Origin of the sequence: Rhizobium sp. RAF36, assembly GCF_052114105.1 — a bacterium.
Classification (GTDB): domain Bacteria; phylum Pseudomonadota; class Alphaproteobacteria; order Rhizobiales; family Rhizobiaceae; genus Rhizobium.
Genome location: NZ_JBFREC010000010.1, coordinates 180,663 through 196,405, shown reverse-complemented (window position 1 = coordinate 196,405; position 15,743 = coordinate 180,663). Strand labels below are relative to the sequence as shown.

The 15,743-nt window shown below is 61.3% G+C and carries 13 protein-coding genes; 7 read left to right on the top strand and 6 right to left on the bottom strand.

What is annotated here, in order from left to right; translation table 11 throughout:
• Positions 1-73 precede the first annotated feature (73 nt).
• Positions 74-1,288: an acyl-CoA dehydrogenase gene (locus tag AB4Z25_RS26350; protein WP_442210055.1), complete on the bottom strand. Its 1,215-nt coding sequence runs from the start codon at positions 1,286-1,288 to the stop codon at positions 74-76.
• A 116-nt stretch (positions 1,289-1,404) separates the two neighbouring features.
• On the opposite strand from AB4Z25_RS26350, the gene AB4Z25_RS26345 reads away from it, so the two are divergent.
• Positions 1,405-2,325, top strand: coding sequence for a LysR family transcriptional regulator (locus tag AB4Z25_RS26345; protein WP_442210062.1), 921 nt, complete (start codon positions 1,405-1,407; stop codon positions 2,323-2,325).
• A gap of 11 nt (positions 2,326-2,336) precedes the next feature.
• Here the strand turns inward: AB4Z25_RS26345 and AB4Z25_RS26340 are convergent, their stop codons facing one another.
• Positions 2,337-3,107 (bottom strand): TIM barrel protein, encoded by a 771-nt coding sequence (locus AB4Z25_RS26340; RefSeq protein WP_112537119.1) that lies wholly within the window; start codon positions 3,105-3,107, stop codon positions 2,337-2,339.
• 181 nt (positions 3,108-3,288) lie between these two features.
• On the opposite strand from AB4Z25_RS26340, the gene AB4Z25_RS26335 reads away from it, so the two are divergent.
• Positions 3,289-4,827, top strand: coding sequence for a phospholipase D-like domain-containing protein (locus AB4Z25_RS26335; RefSeq protein WP_112537118.1), 1,539 nt, complete (start codon positions 3,289-3,291; stop codon positions 4,825-4,827).
• On the opposite strand, the gene AB4Z25_RS26330 is transcribed toward AB4Z25_RS26335, so the two are convergent.
• Positions 4,777-5,748, bottom strand: coding sequence for a lysylphosphatidylglycerol synthase domain-containing protein (locus AB4Z25_RS26330; RefSeq protein WP_112537117.1), 972 nt, complete (start codon positions 5,746-5,748; stop codon positions 4,777-4,779). The two genes, AB4Z25_RS26335 and AB4Z25_RS26330, sit on opposite strands and share 51 nt — an antisense overlap.
• Positions 5,749-5,817: 69 nt before the next feature.
• On the opposite strand from AB4Z25_RS26330, the gene AB4Z25_RS26325 reads away from it, so the two are divergent.
• Positions 5,818-6,618 (top strand): endonuclease/exonuclease/phosphatase family protein, encoded by an 801-nt coding sequence (locus AB4Z25_RS26325; RefSeq protein ID WP_112537116.1) that lies wholly within the window; start codon positions 5,818-5,820, stop codon positions 6,616-6,618.
• Here AB4Z25_RS26325 and AB4Z25_RS26320 read toward each other — a convergent pair.
• The gene (locus AB4Z25_RS26320) at positions 6,581-7,636 is read right to left on the bottom strand and encodes a LacI family transcriptional regulator (RefSeq protein WP_112537115.1); all 1,056 of its coding nucleotides are present in this window, start codon (positions 7,634-7,636) and stop codon (positions 6,581-6,583) included. The two genes, AB4Z25_RS26325 and AB4Z25_RS26320, sit on opposite strands and share 38 nt — an antisense overlap.
• 309 nt (positions 7,637-7,945) lie before the next feature.
• Here AB4Z25_RS26320 and AB4Z25_RS26315 point away from each other — a divergent pair, with 309 nt between their 5' ends.
• From AB4Z25_RS26315 to AB4Z25_RS26300, 4 genes are all read left to right on the top strand, one after another.
• Positions 7,946-9,202, top strand: coding sequence for an ABC transporter substrate-binding protein (locus AB4Z25_RS26315; protein ID WP_112537114.1), 1,257 nt, complete (start codon positions 7,946-7,948; stop codon positions 9,200-9,202).
• Positions 9,203-9,286: 84 nt separating this feature from the next.
• Positions 9,287-10,240, top strand: coding sequence for a carbohydrate ABC transporter permease (locus AB4Z25_RS26310; protein ID WP_112385689.1), 954 nt, complete (start codon positions 9,287-9,289; stop codon positions 10,238-10,240).
• Positions 10,237-11,175, top strand: coding sequence for a carbohydrate ABC transporter permease (locus tag AB4Z25_RS26305; protein WP_112537113.1), 939 nt, complete (start codon positions 10,237-10,239; stop codon positions 11,173-11,175). The genes AB4Z25_RS26310 and AB4Z25_RS26305 overlap by 4 nt, the downstream gene beginning before the upstream one ends.
• 3 nt (positions 11,176-11,178) lie before the next feature.
• The gene (locus tag AB4Z25_RS26300) at positions 11,179-12,294 is read left to right on the top strand and encodes an ABC transporter ATP-binding protein (RefSeq protein ID WP_112537112.1); all 1,116 of its coding nucleotides are present in this window, start codon (positions 11,179-11,181) and stop codon (positions 12,292-12,294) included.
• 4 nt (positions 12,295-12,298) lie between these two features.
• On the opposite strand, the gene AB4Z25_RS26295 is transcribed toward AB4Z25_RS26300, so the two are convergent.
• Both AB4Z25_RS26295 and AB4Z25_RS26290 read right to left on the bottom strand, forming a co-directional pair.
• Entirely contained in the window at positions 12,299-14,542 is a 2,244-nt protein-coding gene (locus AB4Z25_RS26295) for a glycoside hydrolase family 2 protein (protein WP_112537111.1), read from the bottom strand.
• Between the two features lie 105 nt (positions 14,543-14,647).
• Positions 14,648-15,637, bottom strand: a complete 990-nt coding sequence (locus tag AB4Z25_RS26290) for a LacI family DNA-binding transcriptional regulator (RefSeq protein ID WP_112537110.1) — start codon at positions 15,635-15,637, stop codon at positions 14,648-14,650.
• Positions 15,638-15,743 lie beyond the last annotated feature (106 nt).

The following is a 15,743-nucleotide window of genomic DNA, read 5'->3' as shown; positions in this document are numbered from 1 at the left end:
TCATCTTCATGGATACAAAACAGAATAGACAAAACCCGCGTTAAGCAGGTCTTTTGCGTCTTAACTCGATTCCCTAGAAGAACGCCTGGATGCCGGTCTGCGCCCGGCCCAGGATCAAAGCGTGGACGTCGTGCGTGCCCTCGTAGGTGTTGACCGTTTCCAGGTTCTGAGAATGGCGCATGACGTGGAATTCGATCTGGATGCCGTTGCCGCCGTGCATGTCGCGGGCTTGGCGGGCGATATCGAGCGCCTTGCCGCAATTGTTGCGCTTGACGATGGAGATCATCTCCGGGGCCATCTTTTGCTGGTCCATCAGCTGGCCGACGCGGAGAGATCCCTGCAGGCCAAGGGCGATCTCGGTCTGCATGTCGGCGAGCTTCTTCTGGTAGAGCTGCATGCCGGCGAGCGGCTTGCCGAACTGCTTGCGGTCGAGGCCGTATTGGCGGGCGCGGAACCAGCAGTCTTCGGCCGCACCCATCACACCCCAGGAAATGCCGTAGCGGGCGCGGTTGAGGCAGCCGAAGGGGCCTTTGAGACCCGAGACGCCGGGCAGGATCGCATCTTCGCCGACTTCGACGCCATCCATGACGATCTCGCCGGTGATGGAGGCGCGCAGCGACAGCTTGCCGCCGATTTTTGGCGCTGAGAGGCCCTTCATGCCCTTTTCAAGCACGAAGCCGCGGATCTCATTGTTGTGGGCTTCGGATTTCGCCCAGACGACGAAGACATCGGCGATCGGCGCGTTTGAGATCCACATCTTGGAGCCGCGCAGGCGATAACCGCCCTCGATCTTCTCGACACGGGTCTTCATACCGCCCGGATCGGAGCCTGCATCCGGCTCGGTGAGGCCGAAACAGCCGATCAGCTCGCCCGAAACGAGGCCTGGCAGATATTTCTTCCTCTGCTCGTCGGAGCCGTAGGCATAGATCGGGTAAATGACCAGGGAGGACTGAACGCTCATCATCGAGCGATAGCCGCTATCGATGCGCTCGATCTCGCGGGCGACGAGGCCGTAGGCGACGTAGGAGGCGTTGGCGGCGCCATATTCTTCCGGAAGCGTGACGCCGAGCAGGCCGGTCTGGCCCATCAGCTTGAAGAGGCCCTTGTCGGTCTGCTCGTCGAGATAGGCTTCCTGGACGCGTGGCAGCAGCTCGGCCTTGGCGAAAGCGGCTGCCGAGTCGCGGATCATCCGCTCATCTTCGCTTAGTTGCTCGTCCAGCAGGAAAGGATCGTCCCAGGCGAAGGCGCTCGACGATGATTTGGAAACTGTGTTGGCAGAGTTTGACAAGCGATCCTCACGGCAAAGACATGGGTTTCATCCGGAATTATGCGTCTATCGATTGCCTTATGTCTATGGAAACTGTATTTGCGAATGAGTTGATGCATGCGATGCATAGGTTGACCATGCGCCAGAGACGATTTCTTCCCCATATCAGCCATCTCTCGGCCTTCGAGGCGGTGCTGCGCAATGGATCCACGGCGGCGGCTGCGCGCGAGCTCAATCTGACGCAAAGCACGGTCAGCCGGCTGATCCAGACGCTGGAACAGCAGCTCGGGCGCCCGCTTTTCGACAGGTACAGGCAGCGGCTGGTCCCGACCGAGGCAGCGCAGGCCTATGGCCGCGACATCAGCCGGGCACTCGATCTCATCCAGCGCGGCAGCATGGAATTCTCTGCCAATCCCGGCGGCGGCACGCTGGCCCTCGCCATCCTGCCCGCCTTCGGCACACGATGGCTGGCGCCGCGGCTCGGAGATTTCCTCAAGGACCATCCCGGGATCAATGTCAGCCTGGCGACCCGCCTGAAGCGCTTCAATTTCGCCGCCGAGGGGTTCGACGCGGCAATCCATTTTGGCGCCGCCGATTGGCGCGACGCCGATCATCTCGAGCTCTTCGAGGAGCGCCTGACAGCCTGCATCTCACCGGCGCTGCTGAGAGACAAGCCTGTCAACGATGCGGGCGACGTGCTGGACCTGCCGCTGCTGCAGCTCGAAACGCGAACGAAGGCCTGGGCAATCTGGTTCGAAGCCCAGGGGATCAAACCGAAAAACGTCACAGGCATGCTTTTCGATCAGTTCGCGACCATGACCCAGGCTGCGATCGCCGGACTGGGCGTGGCGCTGCTGCCCGACTATCTGGCTAGGGACGAAATCCAGCAGGGGCGGCTTCTTTCGCTGCTGAAACCGTCGGTAACCGGCAGCGGAACCTATTGGCTCGCCTGGCCGCAATCGCGCGCAAACTATCCGCCACTGGTCTCCTTTCGCAACTGGCTGGAAAAGCTGGTGGCGGTGAGCCCATGGAGTATGGAGGCAGGCAGCGATCGATAGGCCGCTGCTGTTCAGCCGCCAAGCGATTCGATTGCTGCCGTGACGCCGTCGCGGCCGGGTTTTACGGGCCGGTACTCCATTCCCACGACACCGTCGTAGCCCTCCGCGTAGAGCCAATCGAGGCGATGCTTGAGGTCGATCGTTCCTGTCCCGGGATCATTGCGGCCAGGGTGGTCGGCAATGTGGAGGTGGACGACGCGGGAGACGCGCCCGCCGATGACGTCTTCAGTTTTCTCGTCCATCACTGCGGAATGGTAGATATCGTAGACGATGCCAATTTCCGGCCGGTCGACGTCATCGACGATATCGAGTGCTTCCTTCGTCGAGCCGAGGAAATAGCCGATATGGTCGATGCGCGTGTTGAGCGGCTCGACGCCGAGGCGGACGCCGGTGCCTTTCAGGATATCGGCGGCGGCGCGCAATGTGTCTGTCAGCGCGGCACGCTGCTCGTCGCGCGATAATCCGGGCAGGTCGTCTCCGGCTTGCGCGATCAGCACCGGGGCGCCGAGCCGCCTTGCGACCGCGACGGACTGCTTCAGGCCTTCGAGCCAAACTTCGCGATTGGCAATGTCTGTCAGCGGGATCATCGGTTCGGCAACGAGGCTCGAAACCTTGAGGCCGGTGCTCTTCAGTTTGCGTTCGATGGCGTCGAGATCCTTGTCGGTCCAGCGCCAGAATTCGATGAAATGCAGACCGGCCTCTGCGGCGCTATCGATGCGGCTTGAGAATTCGTCGCCCGGTTCGGCAAACAGCCATTCAATGCAGGCTGAGTAGTTTCGCATACGGCATCCTCCCTGATTTATCCAAGGCATGCGGGAAATGCATCGGCTCGGCAAGGCCATGATCGCCGCGATCCGGCAGCAACGCTCCGCAGAGCTATAATTTTTGTTCGGTGTACGGGAACTGTGGCGGCGCTTCGCACGTTGAGGCACGCATCGAAAAAGCGTGGGGCACCGGCACAGGATGATGGATTTTCAAGCGGCCGGCGATAGCCGCAAGACGGCAAATGCAATCGATCTGATTGCCGGAGCGGCCCGGCGCACGATGAAGGCCGCGGTGACGGCCATCCCGGGTGGCATCATTCGCACCGGCCGCAATGCCTGGCGTGCCGGCAAAGCCGAGAAAGTGGCGTTTCTGGTGGATGGATCCGCCTATTTCTCGGCACTTGATCAGGCACTCAGGAAAGCCCGCCGGACGATCTGGATCGTCGGCTGGGATTTCAATCCCGATATCCGTCTCCGGCCAAAGCAGAGTTCCGAAACGCTCGGGGAATTGCTGCTGTCGCTTGCCGATGAGCATCCGGGCTTGCAAATCCGGATTCTTGTTTGGGGCATGGGGCCGATCTATTCGGGCAAGTCGCTGCGGCTCTTCCGCGAGAGCGGGTTCTCGTCTCATCCGCAGATCTCCATGCGTTTCGATCTGCGCCATCCGCTGCGCGGTTGTCATCACCAGAAACTGGTTTCGATCGACGACAGCCTGGGTTTCCTGGGCGGCATCGACCTCACGGCACGGCGCTGGGACGAGCCGGATCACCGGATCGGCAATCCGCTGCGCAAGGCGCCTGACGGCACGCCCTATGAACCCGTTCATGACATGCAGTCGATGGTGTCAGGTGAGGCCGCAGGCCTGATCGGCGATGTCGCCCGCCGCAGGTGGCGAAAGGCGACCGGCGAGCGGATAGAGCCCGCCGCTGCCAGCGATACCGAATGGCCGTTGGCCGTCCCGGCAGAAATGACCAATGCGACGGCCGCGATCGCGTTGACCGAACCCGGGCTGATCGGCAAGCGCGGGCATTACGAAGCTTTCCGGCTGACGCGGGATGCGATCCGGGCGGCACGCAGGCACATCTATATCGAAACCCAATATCTGGCCTCTTTCGGTGTGGCGCGCGAGATCGCCAAGCGGCTGAAGGAGATCGAAGGTCCTGAAATCGCGGTTCTCGTTACCCGCAGTTCGCATGGCTTCATCGAGAAACTGACGATGGGCAACAATCGCGATCGGCTGATCCGCCGGCTAAAGCGTGTCGACCGTTATGACCGGCTACGTGTCATGTATGCCGTGGTGCCTGACGAGAAGGGCGGCGAGCAGGAAATCGTCATCCACTCCAAGCTGATGATCGTCGATGATGCATTTATCCGCATCGGCTCGTCGAACCTGAACAACCGCTCCGAGGGGTTGGATACGGAATGCGATCTGGCGATCGAGGCGGAGACTGATGGCCACCGCCAGGCAATCACCGCGCTTCGCCACCGGCTGATGGCTGAGCATCTCGACGCGCAGCCCGAAGAGGTGCGGCGGATGGAGAGTGAAAAGCGATCGGTGCTAGATACTATAAAGGCGCTGAATCGTGGCTCACGCGGGTTGCGGGAATTCGCCGTCGATATTGCCCATGGCGGGACCAGTCCATTGCCGGGGACAGGGATCGTCGATCCGCGCAGGCCGTACTGGCCGTTACAGCGGTTGCGCCTGCGCGTCGGCCGTCTGGTCAGCGTGTTTTTCTGAGCTTGCCGTTTTCCGCTTGCGGATGACGATTTCGCTGATGGCGAAGACCGGCAGGCCGATCAGCAGGGGCAGAATGAAATAGATCACCCTGAAAGCCACAAGTGCGCCGATCGATGCGGCGCCCGGAAGAACGTGGCTGACGGTTGCCTCCAGCACGCCCAGCCCGCCCGGAACATGGGTGAGGAGGATGGCGATATTGGCGAGCACGAAGGCGGTTGCCGTCTGCACGAAGCTGGCTTCGCCCTGCGCCGCCAGCATCTGATGCAGACAGGCGGAAACGCAGATGAAGTTCAGCGTTCCGATCACCACCTGCCCGGCGGCCAGCTTAACCTCCGGCATCTGGAACTGCCATTTCCACAGTTTGAGCGGCGCGCGAACGGTGCCAGCCAGAAGAACATAGACTGCGGGAATGCCCAAGCACGCGAGGCCGAGAAAGAACAAGCCGGACGAGCTGAGGTGCAACAGATTGGCTGCATCGCCGGGATTGACGAGAAGCGCGATACCGGCGAGGGCCGAGAGGCCAATGCCGACGGTGACGCCGCAGAAGAGGATCACCTTGGCGACTTCCTCGGTGTTCAGTCCCCAGCGGGCGTAGTAGCGGTAACGGACGGCGCCGCTGCTCAGGGCGGCGATGCCGAGATTGTGGCCGATCGAAAGGCCGGTGAAGGAGGCGACCGCCGCCTTCGGGTAGCTCAGCGGTTTGCCGGCATAGCGCAGGCCCATCCAGTCGAAGCCGGTCAAGCAGAGATAGGAGAGTGCCGCAAAGCCCGTCCCGGCGGCGAGCCTGGACACCGGGATCGCTGCGATCGACTGTATCACCTCGTCCAGCGAGTAGCGGCTGAAGACCTTGTAGAGAAGGTAGGCGGCCAGTAGCAGGCCGAGAATGAGGGTGGCATTGATGATGAGGCGTTTGCCCGGCATGAGTTTTCCGTCTTGCGTTGCAGTTTCCAGTTTATGGAACGAAACAAGCGGAATGCGGGTTCCCCCCGCATGAGCACATTCTCCGGTATTTCACCTCTGCAGGGCGGCCGATCGATCCGGATCCTGACCTACAACGTGCATAGCTGCGTCGGTACCGACCGGCGGATCGATCCGCACCGGGTCGCCGATGTCATCGCCCAGTCGGGTGCCGATATCATTGCGCTGCAGGAGCTGGATGTTGGCCGCAGGCGGACGGGAGGTGTCGATCAGGCGCATCTCATCGCGGGCCTTCTGAAGATGGAGTCGCATTTCCATCCAGCCTTGCACGTCGAGGAGGAGAAATATGGTGATGCCATCCTGACCGCGCTACCGACCAGGCTGATGCGGGCAGGGCCGCTGCCTTCGGTCGGCGAGACCCGCGGGGCGATCTGGGTGCAGGTCGACGTCAACGGCCTGACCCTCAACGTTCTCAACACGCATCTCGGCCTGCGGGGCGTGGACCGGGCACGGCAGGTAGCGGCTCTGCTCGGCAGTGACTGGATCGGGTCGCCGGCATTTCAGGGTGCGCCGTCGATCATCTGCGGTGATTTCAACGCCATTCCGCTTTCGCCTGCATACCGGACGCTTGCCCGGCAGTTTCGCGACGCCCAGCTTCTGGCCGGTGGTAAGCCGCGGCCGACCTATCCGTCGCGGCTGCCAGTGCTGCGGATCGACCACGTCTTCGTCTCGGAAGGGCTTGGTGTCAGGCGGGTGACGGCGATTGCCGATCCGCTGGCACGCCGCGCCTCCGATCATCTGCCGCTGCTTGCGGAGATTGAGCCGTCGGCAGCGCTCACAAGGGCGGAAACACGATCTGTGGCGTCTGGATGAGCTGGCGGTTATCTGCTGCTTCCGGGTCGTTGATGCGCTCGATCAGCATCCGGCCGAGCAATTCGCCGGCGGCAACGAGGTCTTCGTAGATCGTCTCGACCTTAGGCTGCAGCTGGGTCAGCAGGCGCGAATGCTCCTTGGCGACGATATCGTAATCCTCGGCCAGTTGAAGCCCGGCGTCGCTCATGCCGGTGATCGTCGCAAGGGCCGACACCTCGCCAGGACAGATGAAGCCATCCGGGGCATCGGGGGCGGCAGCGCGCGTGCGGACATAGTCGCGGATGGCGCTTGCCGGTGAATCGAGCGTGATTTCCTCGGAAATCTCATAGCTGGCGCCCGCCTCGCGCACGGCGGTCATGAAGCCGTGCAGCAGGTGCTGGTAGAATGTCAGCCGCCGTGGCGGCAGCAGGAGCGTCACCTTCTTGCGGCCCTTCGTGATCAAGCGGCGCGTCGCCTCATAGGCAAAGGCATAGTTGTCGTAATCGACATAGGGATGCTGTGTCGAAAATTCGGTGCGGCCGTGGCTGACGAACGGAAAGCCGGTTTCGATCAGCATCCGCACCCGGGCATCGAAGGGTTCGGTGCGGGTAAAGATGACGCCATCGGCGAAGCTGTTGCGGACGATGTATTCGGCCGCCTCGAGCTCTGTGGTCGAGAGGAAATTCGGCGCCACCACCAGATGGTAAGAGGTCTCTTTCAGAGCCTTGGCAATGCCGTACATGATCGAGGTGCCGAAGCCGACGACTTCCTGGTGCGAGTCGAGCAGGATGCTGATGACATTAGTGCGGCCGGTTTTCAGGCGCTGCGCTGCGCGATCCGGGAGATAGCCGATTTCGCGGGCGATCTTGTGCACCCGTTCGCGGGTTTCCAGCGAGATTTGCGGTGCGTCGCTGAGCGCGCGCGAAACCGTCGTCACCGCCAAACCGGTCAGGTTGGCGATCGTGCGCAGCGTCGGCTTGCCACGTCTCAGAAGATTGTCTTGGTTTTCGCCGCGGGGCGGCTTCATCGGATCGGTCAACTTGGCCTTCCTGGGCTGCGGCAATCAACATAACGGGCAGATGCATTGCAAGCAATAAAGTTATGAAAACGTTTTAAATTTTTGCGATTTTAGCGCGATAATACGCATTACATAGCAATTTCAGTAGTTTGAGTCATTAATAATCTTTTTTCTCGGAAGCCGAGAAAGACTTGACGCCGCGTAATTTATATCGTTTTAAATTGTCAACCGCAGCCGGGAGGCGGCGGCATGTTTGCTCACTCGGCGAGTGGGAAGCATCAGGGTGGCGGAAAAGGCTTTCGCTGCCGACTTGCAAACGGGAGGAAGACTATGCGCAAGTTTTTGGGCTCGGTGGCTGCTGCTGCCGTGATGATGGCTGCGTTCGGCGCTCACGCGGCCGACGTCAAGGAAGTGCAGATGCTGCACTGGTGGACCTCGGGCGGTGAAGCTGCGGCTCTCAACGTCTTGAAGGGCGATCTTTCCAAGGAAGGTTACGCCTGGAAGGATGTGCCGGTTGCCGGTGGTGGTGGCGATGCTGCAATGACCGCGCTGAAGGCGATGGTTGCTGCCGGCACCTACCCGACCGCATCGCAGATGCTGGGCTACACCGTTCTCGACTACGCTCAGGCAGGCGTCATGGGCGATCTGACCGAGACTGCAAAGAAGGAAGGCTGGGACAAGTCCGTTCCGGCGGCTCTCCAGAAGTTCTCCGTTTACGACGGCAAGTGGGTCGCTGCCCCTGTTAACGTTCACTCGGTCAACTGGCTGTGGATCAACAAGGCTGTCATGGACAAGATCGGCGGCACCGAGCCGAAGACCTTCGATGACCTGATCGCGCTTCTCGACAAGGCGAAGGCAGCAGGTGTGATCCCGCTCGCTCTCGGCGGTCAGAACTGGCAGGAAGCCACGATGTTCGACTCGATCGTCCTGTCGACCGGCGGTCCTGAATTCTACAAGAAGGCCTTCAACGATCTCGACGAAGACTCTCTGAAGTCCGACACGATGAAGAAGTCCTTCGACAACCTCGCCAAGATCATCAAGTATGTCGACCCGAATTTCTCGGGCCGCGACTGGAACCTGGCAACCGCCATGGTCATCAAGGGTGATGCTCTGGTTCAGGTCATGGGCGACTGGGCGAAGGGCGAATTCGTCGCTGCCAAGAAGACCCCGGATAAGGACTTCCTGTGCTACCGCTTCCCGGGCACCGATGGCAGCGTGATCTACAATTCCGACATGTTCGGCATGTTCAACGTTCCTGAAGACCGCAAGGCCGCTCAGGTGGCGCTCGCAACGGCAACGCTGTCGAAGAGCTTCCAGTCGGCCTTCAACGTCGTCAAGGGTTCGGTTCCGGCCCGTACCGACGTTCCGGATACGGCCTTCGACGCTTGCGGCAAGAAGGGTATCGCCGACCTGAAGAAGGCAAACGACGGCGGCACGCTGTTCGGTTCGCTCGCTCAGGGTTACGGCGCGCCTCCGGCAATCGCCAATGCCTATAAGGACGTCGTTTCCAAGTTCGTTCACGGCCAGATCAAGACCTCCGACGAAGCTGTGACCCAGCTCGTCCAGGCGATCGACGACGCTCGCTAATACCTGTCCGACATCCGGCCTCCCCGCACAGTGCGGGGAGGCCTTTGCGCCCTGCAGGTATGCTGCGGGGAGGAGATTGATTTCATGAGCACTGTTGCGACCACCGATCCGGTCCTGACCTCCAGTCCTTCGACCCGCGCGTCCATTCGCGGCCGGTTGCAGGATGCCCTGCCGAAGATCGTGCTGGCGCCGAGCTTCCTGATCACGATCGTTTTCGTCTATGGCTTCATCGTCTGGACGGCGTATCTTTCCTTCACCAATTCCAAGACCTTTCCGTCTTACGATTTGACCGGCCCGCGCGCCTATCAGCGCCTGTGGCGCTGGACGTTCGAGAGCGATCCGCCGTCGTCCTGGTACACGTCGATCACCAATATGGGGATCTTCGGGTTCCTCTATATCGGCATCTGCCTAGGACTCGGTCTGCTCTTGGCGATCTTGCTCGACCAGAAGATCCGCGGTGAGGGCGTGCTGCGCCCGATTTTCCTCTATCCGATGGCGCTGTCCTTCATCGTCACCGGCGTCGCCTGGAAGTGGTTCCTCGATCCGGGCCTCGGCCTGGAGCAGACGCTGCACCAGTTCGGCTGGACGAGCTTCCATTTCGACTGGATCAAGAACAAGGATTTCGTGATCTATACCGTCGTCATCGCTGGCGTCTGGCAGGCGTCCGGCTTCGTCATGGCCATGTTCCTGGCGGGTCTGCGCGGGATCGACGGCGAGATCATCAAGGCGGCGCAGATCGATGGCGCTTCAACGCTGCAGCTCTACCGCCGCATCATCATTCCGATGCTGCGCCCGGTGTTCCTGTCTGCCTTTATCGTGCTCGCCCACATGGCGATCAAGTCCTACGACCTGGTGGTCGCGCTGACGTCGGGCGGACCCGGCGGTTCGGCCTGGCTGCCATCGAACTTCATGTATGAATATACGTTCAAGCGGAACGAGATGGCGGTCGGTTCGGCCAGCGCGATCATCATGCTGATGACGATCTCGGCGATCATCGTTCCCTATCTCTATTCCGAACTGAGGGAGAAATCCCGATGAGCAACGTCATCTCTCCCGCCGTTTCGAGCGGTAATAACAGCCGCTGGATCGGCCGTACTGCGATCTACGGATTGCTGATCATCTTCGCGATCCTCTATCTGATGCCGCTCTTCGTGATGCTCGTCACCTCGTTCAAGACGATGGACGAGATCCAGAACGGCAACATGCTGTCCCTGCCGCAGGCGCCGACCCTCGATCCCTGGTTCAAGGCCTGGGGCGAGACCTGCGTCGGCCTGACCTGCGCCGGCATCAAGGGCTACTTCTGGAATTCGATCAAGATGGTCGTACCGGCCGTCGCGATCTCCACGGTGCTCGGTGCGCTGAACGGCTACGTGCTGACGAAGTGGCGCTTTCCGGGTCATACGCTGGTTTTCGGCCTGATGCTGTTTGCCTGCTTCATCCCGTTCCAGTCGGTGCTGCTTCCGATGGCGACGATCCTCGGCATGTTCGGCCGGTTCGGCATGACGCTGCAGAATGCGACGGGCATGAACTTCGGTTTCGGCAACCCGACGGTCAATCTGGTCTTCGTGCATGTCGTCTACGGTCTCGGGTTCACGACGCTGTTCTTCCGGAACTTCTATGAAGCCTTCCCGACCGAGCTGGTGCGCGCTGCCCAGGTCGATGGCGCCAGCTTCTTCCAGATCTTCCGCCGGATCATGCTGCCGAACTCGCTGCCGATCATCGTGGTGACGGTCATCTACCAGTTCACCAACATCTGGAACGACTTCCTGTTCGCCTCGGCTTACGCAGGCACAGGCGAGTCCATGCCGATGACGGTGGCTCTGAACAACGTCGTCAACACCTCGACCGGCGTGGTCGAATACAATGTCAACATGGCCGCGGCGATGATCGCCGCCGTGCCGACGCTCTTCGTTTACATTCTCGCCGGCCGCTATTTCGTGCGCGGTCTCATGGCGGGCGCCGTCAAAGGATAATCCATGGCTTTCCTTGAAATTTCCGGTCTCAAGAAGCGCTTCGGCGCCGTCGATATCCTCAAGGGGATCGATCTCGAGCTCGAAGAGGGCGGCTTCCTCGTGCTTGTCGGCCCGTCCGGCTGCGGCAAGTCCACGCTGCTCAACACCATCGCCGGTCTGGAAACGATCACCGAAGGCCAAATCCGCGTCAACGGCCGGGCGATCAACGATCTGCATCCGTCGAAACGCGATATCGCCATGGTGTTCCAGAGCTACGCGCTCTACCCGAACATGACGGTGGCGGGAAACATCGCCTTTGGTATGGAAATCCGTGGCGTGCCGAAGGAAGAGCGCGAGAAGGCGATCAAGCAGGTCTCGGAAATGCTGCAGATCGGCCATCTGCTGGATCGCAAGCCGAGCCAGCTTTCCGGCGGCCAGCGCCAGCGCGTCGCCATGGGCCGCGCATTGGTGCGCAATCCGCAGGTCTTCCTGTTCGACGAGCCGCTGTCCAACCTGGATGCCAAGCTGCGCGTCGACATGCGCACCGAAATCAAGCGCCTGCACCAGCGCATGGGCACGACGATCGTCTATGTGACGCATGACCAGATCGAGGCAATGACGCTGGCAACCAAGATCGCCGTGTTGCGCGATGGAGTGCTGCAGCAGTTCGGCACGCCTGCCGAAATCTACAACAGCCCGGCCAACGTCTTCGTCGCCGACTTCATGGGTTCGCCGGCGATGAACCTGCTGAACGCGACCGTTGAAAACGGTGCCGGCGGTCTGCAGGTCTCGCTCGACCGCCCGAATGCGGAGCCGCTGAAGCTGCCGGTGCCCTCGGGCAACAACAGCCTGACGAGCTACAATGGCAAGCCGGTGATCTTCGGCATCCGCCCGGAAGCGCTGACCGATCTCGATGGCGTCGATCGCAAGGCGAAATCGGTGTCGCACGGTGATTGCATGATCGAAGTTGTCGAGCCCGCGGGTGCGGATACATTCGCCGTCACCAAGCTCGGCGGCAAATCCGTCGTCGCGCGCCTCGGCGCGGATGCCGGCATCGAGGCGGGCACGAACACTCGCCTTGCCTTCAATCTCGACAAGGCGGTGTTCTTCGACCCGCAGAGCCAGCTGCGGATCGCCTGATCCGTTACTGTGCGGTTACGGTGAAACTGGCGGGCGGGAAGCGGCTTGAGGTCGCTTCCACTGTGATCGTGCCGGTCAGGCCGGTTGCTTCCAGCCAGAAGCCCGCCGTGCCGCCCTGCAGCGGCACGCTGCCTGGGCCGACGATCTTCGCCGGTCCCTCGACGCGCAGCGTGACGCTGTCGTCCATGAAGGGCAGTCGCTGATCGCGCTGGTCGAGTGCGCGGATGATGACGCGGGTGCTGTCCCGCTCACGCGCTTTCAGAGCGATCGCATCGGGTGCGAGTTCCAGCCTTGCAGGCAGCGGGTCTGCCGCCAGCGTCAGATGTGCGACAGGTTCGCCATCGATGAAGCCGGTGAACTCGCCGTCGATCCATTCCAGACCCCAAGTGCCGAGCTCGTCAGCGGTAAAGTGCCGATGGTCGAGAACGACAGGCGGATGCGGCAGATGCGGATAGTTTTCGCGGTCGGGGCCGATGCGCTTGGTCAGCGTTCCGTATTTCAGCTCCACCTCATCGCAGTTCGTCAGGATGATCAGCGGTAGCACGCCGCCGATGCTGCGTTCGCCGCGTGCCCAGAAGGTCACCGGCTTCATGATGACTTCATCTGAAGGCTCGCACTGGCTGGCATAGACGTAAGCCGCGAATTTCGGTTCGCGGAACATGTCCATGACGCCGTGGTAGCAGATGCGGTCGCCGGAGCCGAAATCCTTGTGCGTGTTGTAGTCGAACATGCACCAGCCGATCGCGCCCGAAATATCAGGGTCGCCATAGGCGGCGTTCAGCACTTCCAGATGGCGGCGCACATGTTCGGCCTGGCGCTGTTCCGGGTCATGCATCTTGGTCGGATGCATGTGGCCGTTATACTCGGTGATCAGGTAGGGCACCTTGTGGGGCAGGCCGGTATTTTCCTGCTGCGGGCGAAGTGCCGTGCGCGGGCGGTTGGCGCCCGGCAGTTCCTCGTTGCCGAGGATGAAGTCGTTCATCGTGTAGACGTCTTCCAGCAGCTCGCTTTCCGTAAGGTAGCGAACGCCGCCGGTCTGGCGGGTCGGGTCGAGCTCTCGGGCGAGGCGGTTGGTCTCGGCGTAGAAGTCGTGGCTATCGAGCGACTCGTTGATGCGCACGCCCCAGATGATGATCGAGGGATGGTTCCAGTCGCGCTCGATCATGCGGCGGACGTTCTCGATCGACTCCTTCTGCCAGTCGAGGTCGCCGATATGCTGCCAGCCGGGGATTTCCTCGAAGACCAGCAGGCCGAGGCGGTCGCACTGGTCGAGGAACCACTTGGATTGCGGGTAGTGCGAGGTGCGGACGATATTGCACTTCAGCACCGTCTTCATGATCGTCGCGTCGAGTTCCTGGGCGGAACGTCCGGCGGCATAGCCGACATAGGGGTAGGCCTGATGACGGTTGAGGCCGCGCAGCTTCAGCGGCTCGCCGTTCAGAAGGAAACCTTCGGGCGTGAACTCGGCGGTGCGGAAGCCGAAATTCGAGGAGAGGCGATCCGAACCATGGCTGGTCTTGAGATCGACGGTCAGTTCGTAAAGCGAGGGGTTGGCGATGTCCCAGAGCGCGATGCCAGTCAGATCGCTGAAGGCTAGCGTGACGTCTTCGCCGGTGGTCTCGGTCGTTGCCGTGGCGATGACGATGCCGGACGCATCGCGTATCGTACCGGAGACGGTGCCGAGGAAAGTCGCGTCCTGCGGATTCGACAGCTTGCAGCGAACGGTCGCCGACTTCGTTTCGGCAAGGACGTTCTGCGTCTCGATCTTGATGTTGCTGAGCGAGACCGCGCCCGTGACCTTCAGCCAGACTTCGCGGTAGATGCCAGCATAGGTCAGGTAGTCGATACGGCCGCCGAAGGGCGGGATGGCAGGGTTCTCGCTGCCGTCGATCTTGACGGTGATCAGGTTGTCGCCCTTGATAAGCTTGCCTGTCAGCCGCGCCTCGAACGGCGTGTAGCCATCCTTGTGGGCGATGATCTCTTCGCCGTTCAGGTAGACGACGCTGTCGGCCATGGCGCCGTCGAAGACGATGGAGACTTCGCGGCCTTCGAATTCCGGCATCCAGCGCAGCAGCTTCTGATAGGTGAATGGCCGCTGATAGCTCGTCTCGTCGAAATAATTGAACGGCAGTTCGACGGCCGTATGCGGCAGGCTGACGGTCGTGCTGCCGTCGAAGGCGTCGAGCAGGCGCTGGCCGAAGCCCTCGTGGAAGCTCCAGGATTCATTGAAGGAGACGACGGAACGCATATCAGGCTTCCTTGCTGCAGGCGCGGGCAATGATGCGGCGCGAGGCGCGCGCGCGTGAAATCATGGTCATGGAAATTCCTCCTCGATGCAATGAAAAGCGCTGCCTTACGCGGTGGAGCCCCAGCGGGGCGTGCAGGCAAGCGTGATGTTGTGCGGGCCTTCGATATCCTGCTCGTGGCGTTCGATCACCTCGACCACGGCATCCATGAAAGCGGCATGGTCAAGGCTCAGCGTCGTCAGGTCGTTGCAGTCCCAGGCGGCCATGGCGATGCCGTCCTGGCCGACGATGGCAATATCGCCGGGCGTCTGCTTGCCGAGGACGCGCCGGGCCGCGTCGCGCGCACCGATCGCCATCACGTCGTTGCCGCAGATGATCGCATCCACCTTCGAGCGGTGCAGCAGCATGACGGCTTCCTTGAAGCCTGAATCGTAGGAATAGTCGCCGAAGGCCTCTGCCTCAAAAGCCAGGCCGTGCTTGGCGAGACCATCAGCAAACCATTTGCGGCGCAGTTTGTCGATCCAGCTGGACTTCGTTCCGGAAAGATAGGCGAAGCGCTTCTTTCCATCCTTGACGATCTTGTCGATGATATCGGCAGCGCCGACGGCGCCATCGATGCGGATGCTGGAAACATTTTCGTTTTCGAGCGGCTCGAAAGAGACGATGATCGGTTTCGTCGTATGGAAGATGTCGACGGCATCCTGCATTGACACCATGTCGGAGAAAACGACGACGTGATCGACCTGATAGGTCGAGGCCAGCCGCATCAGCTGCAGCCGGTCGGAATGATCGGCGCAGCAGAGAATGATTGGCAGAAGCTGGCGTGCCTGAAGGCGATGAACGAGCAGCTGCTGCTCTTCCGCCTCGCAAGGATTGCCGATCGCGTTGACCACCAGGGCAACCAGACGGGAGCGCTGATTGTTCAGCGAGCGGGCGATGGCGTTCGGCTGGTAGCCGTGCTCGCGGGCGACAGCGAGGATGCGGTCACGCGTGGCGCTGCCGATGCGGGAATCGGGTGAGAAGGCGCGCGAGATCGTCGCCGAGGACACACCGGCGAGCTTCGCCAGCTCCTTGGATGTGATGCGCTTCCTGCTCATGCTGCTTCCACCCCGTCTAGACCCATTCCGCCCTTCTCCGTATCGCGGAGCGGGTCTACCTCTGTTATTGCGCAATTCCGGACGCAAAACCGCTGCGCAGTTTTGC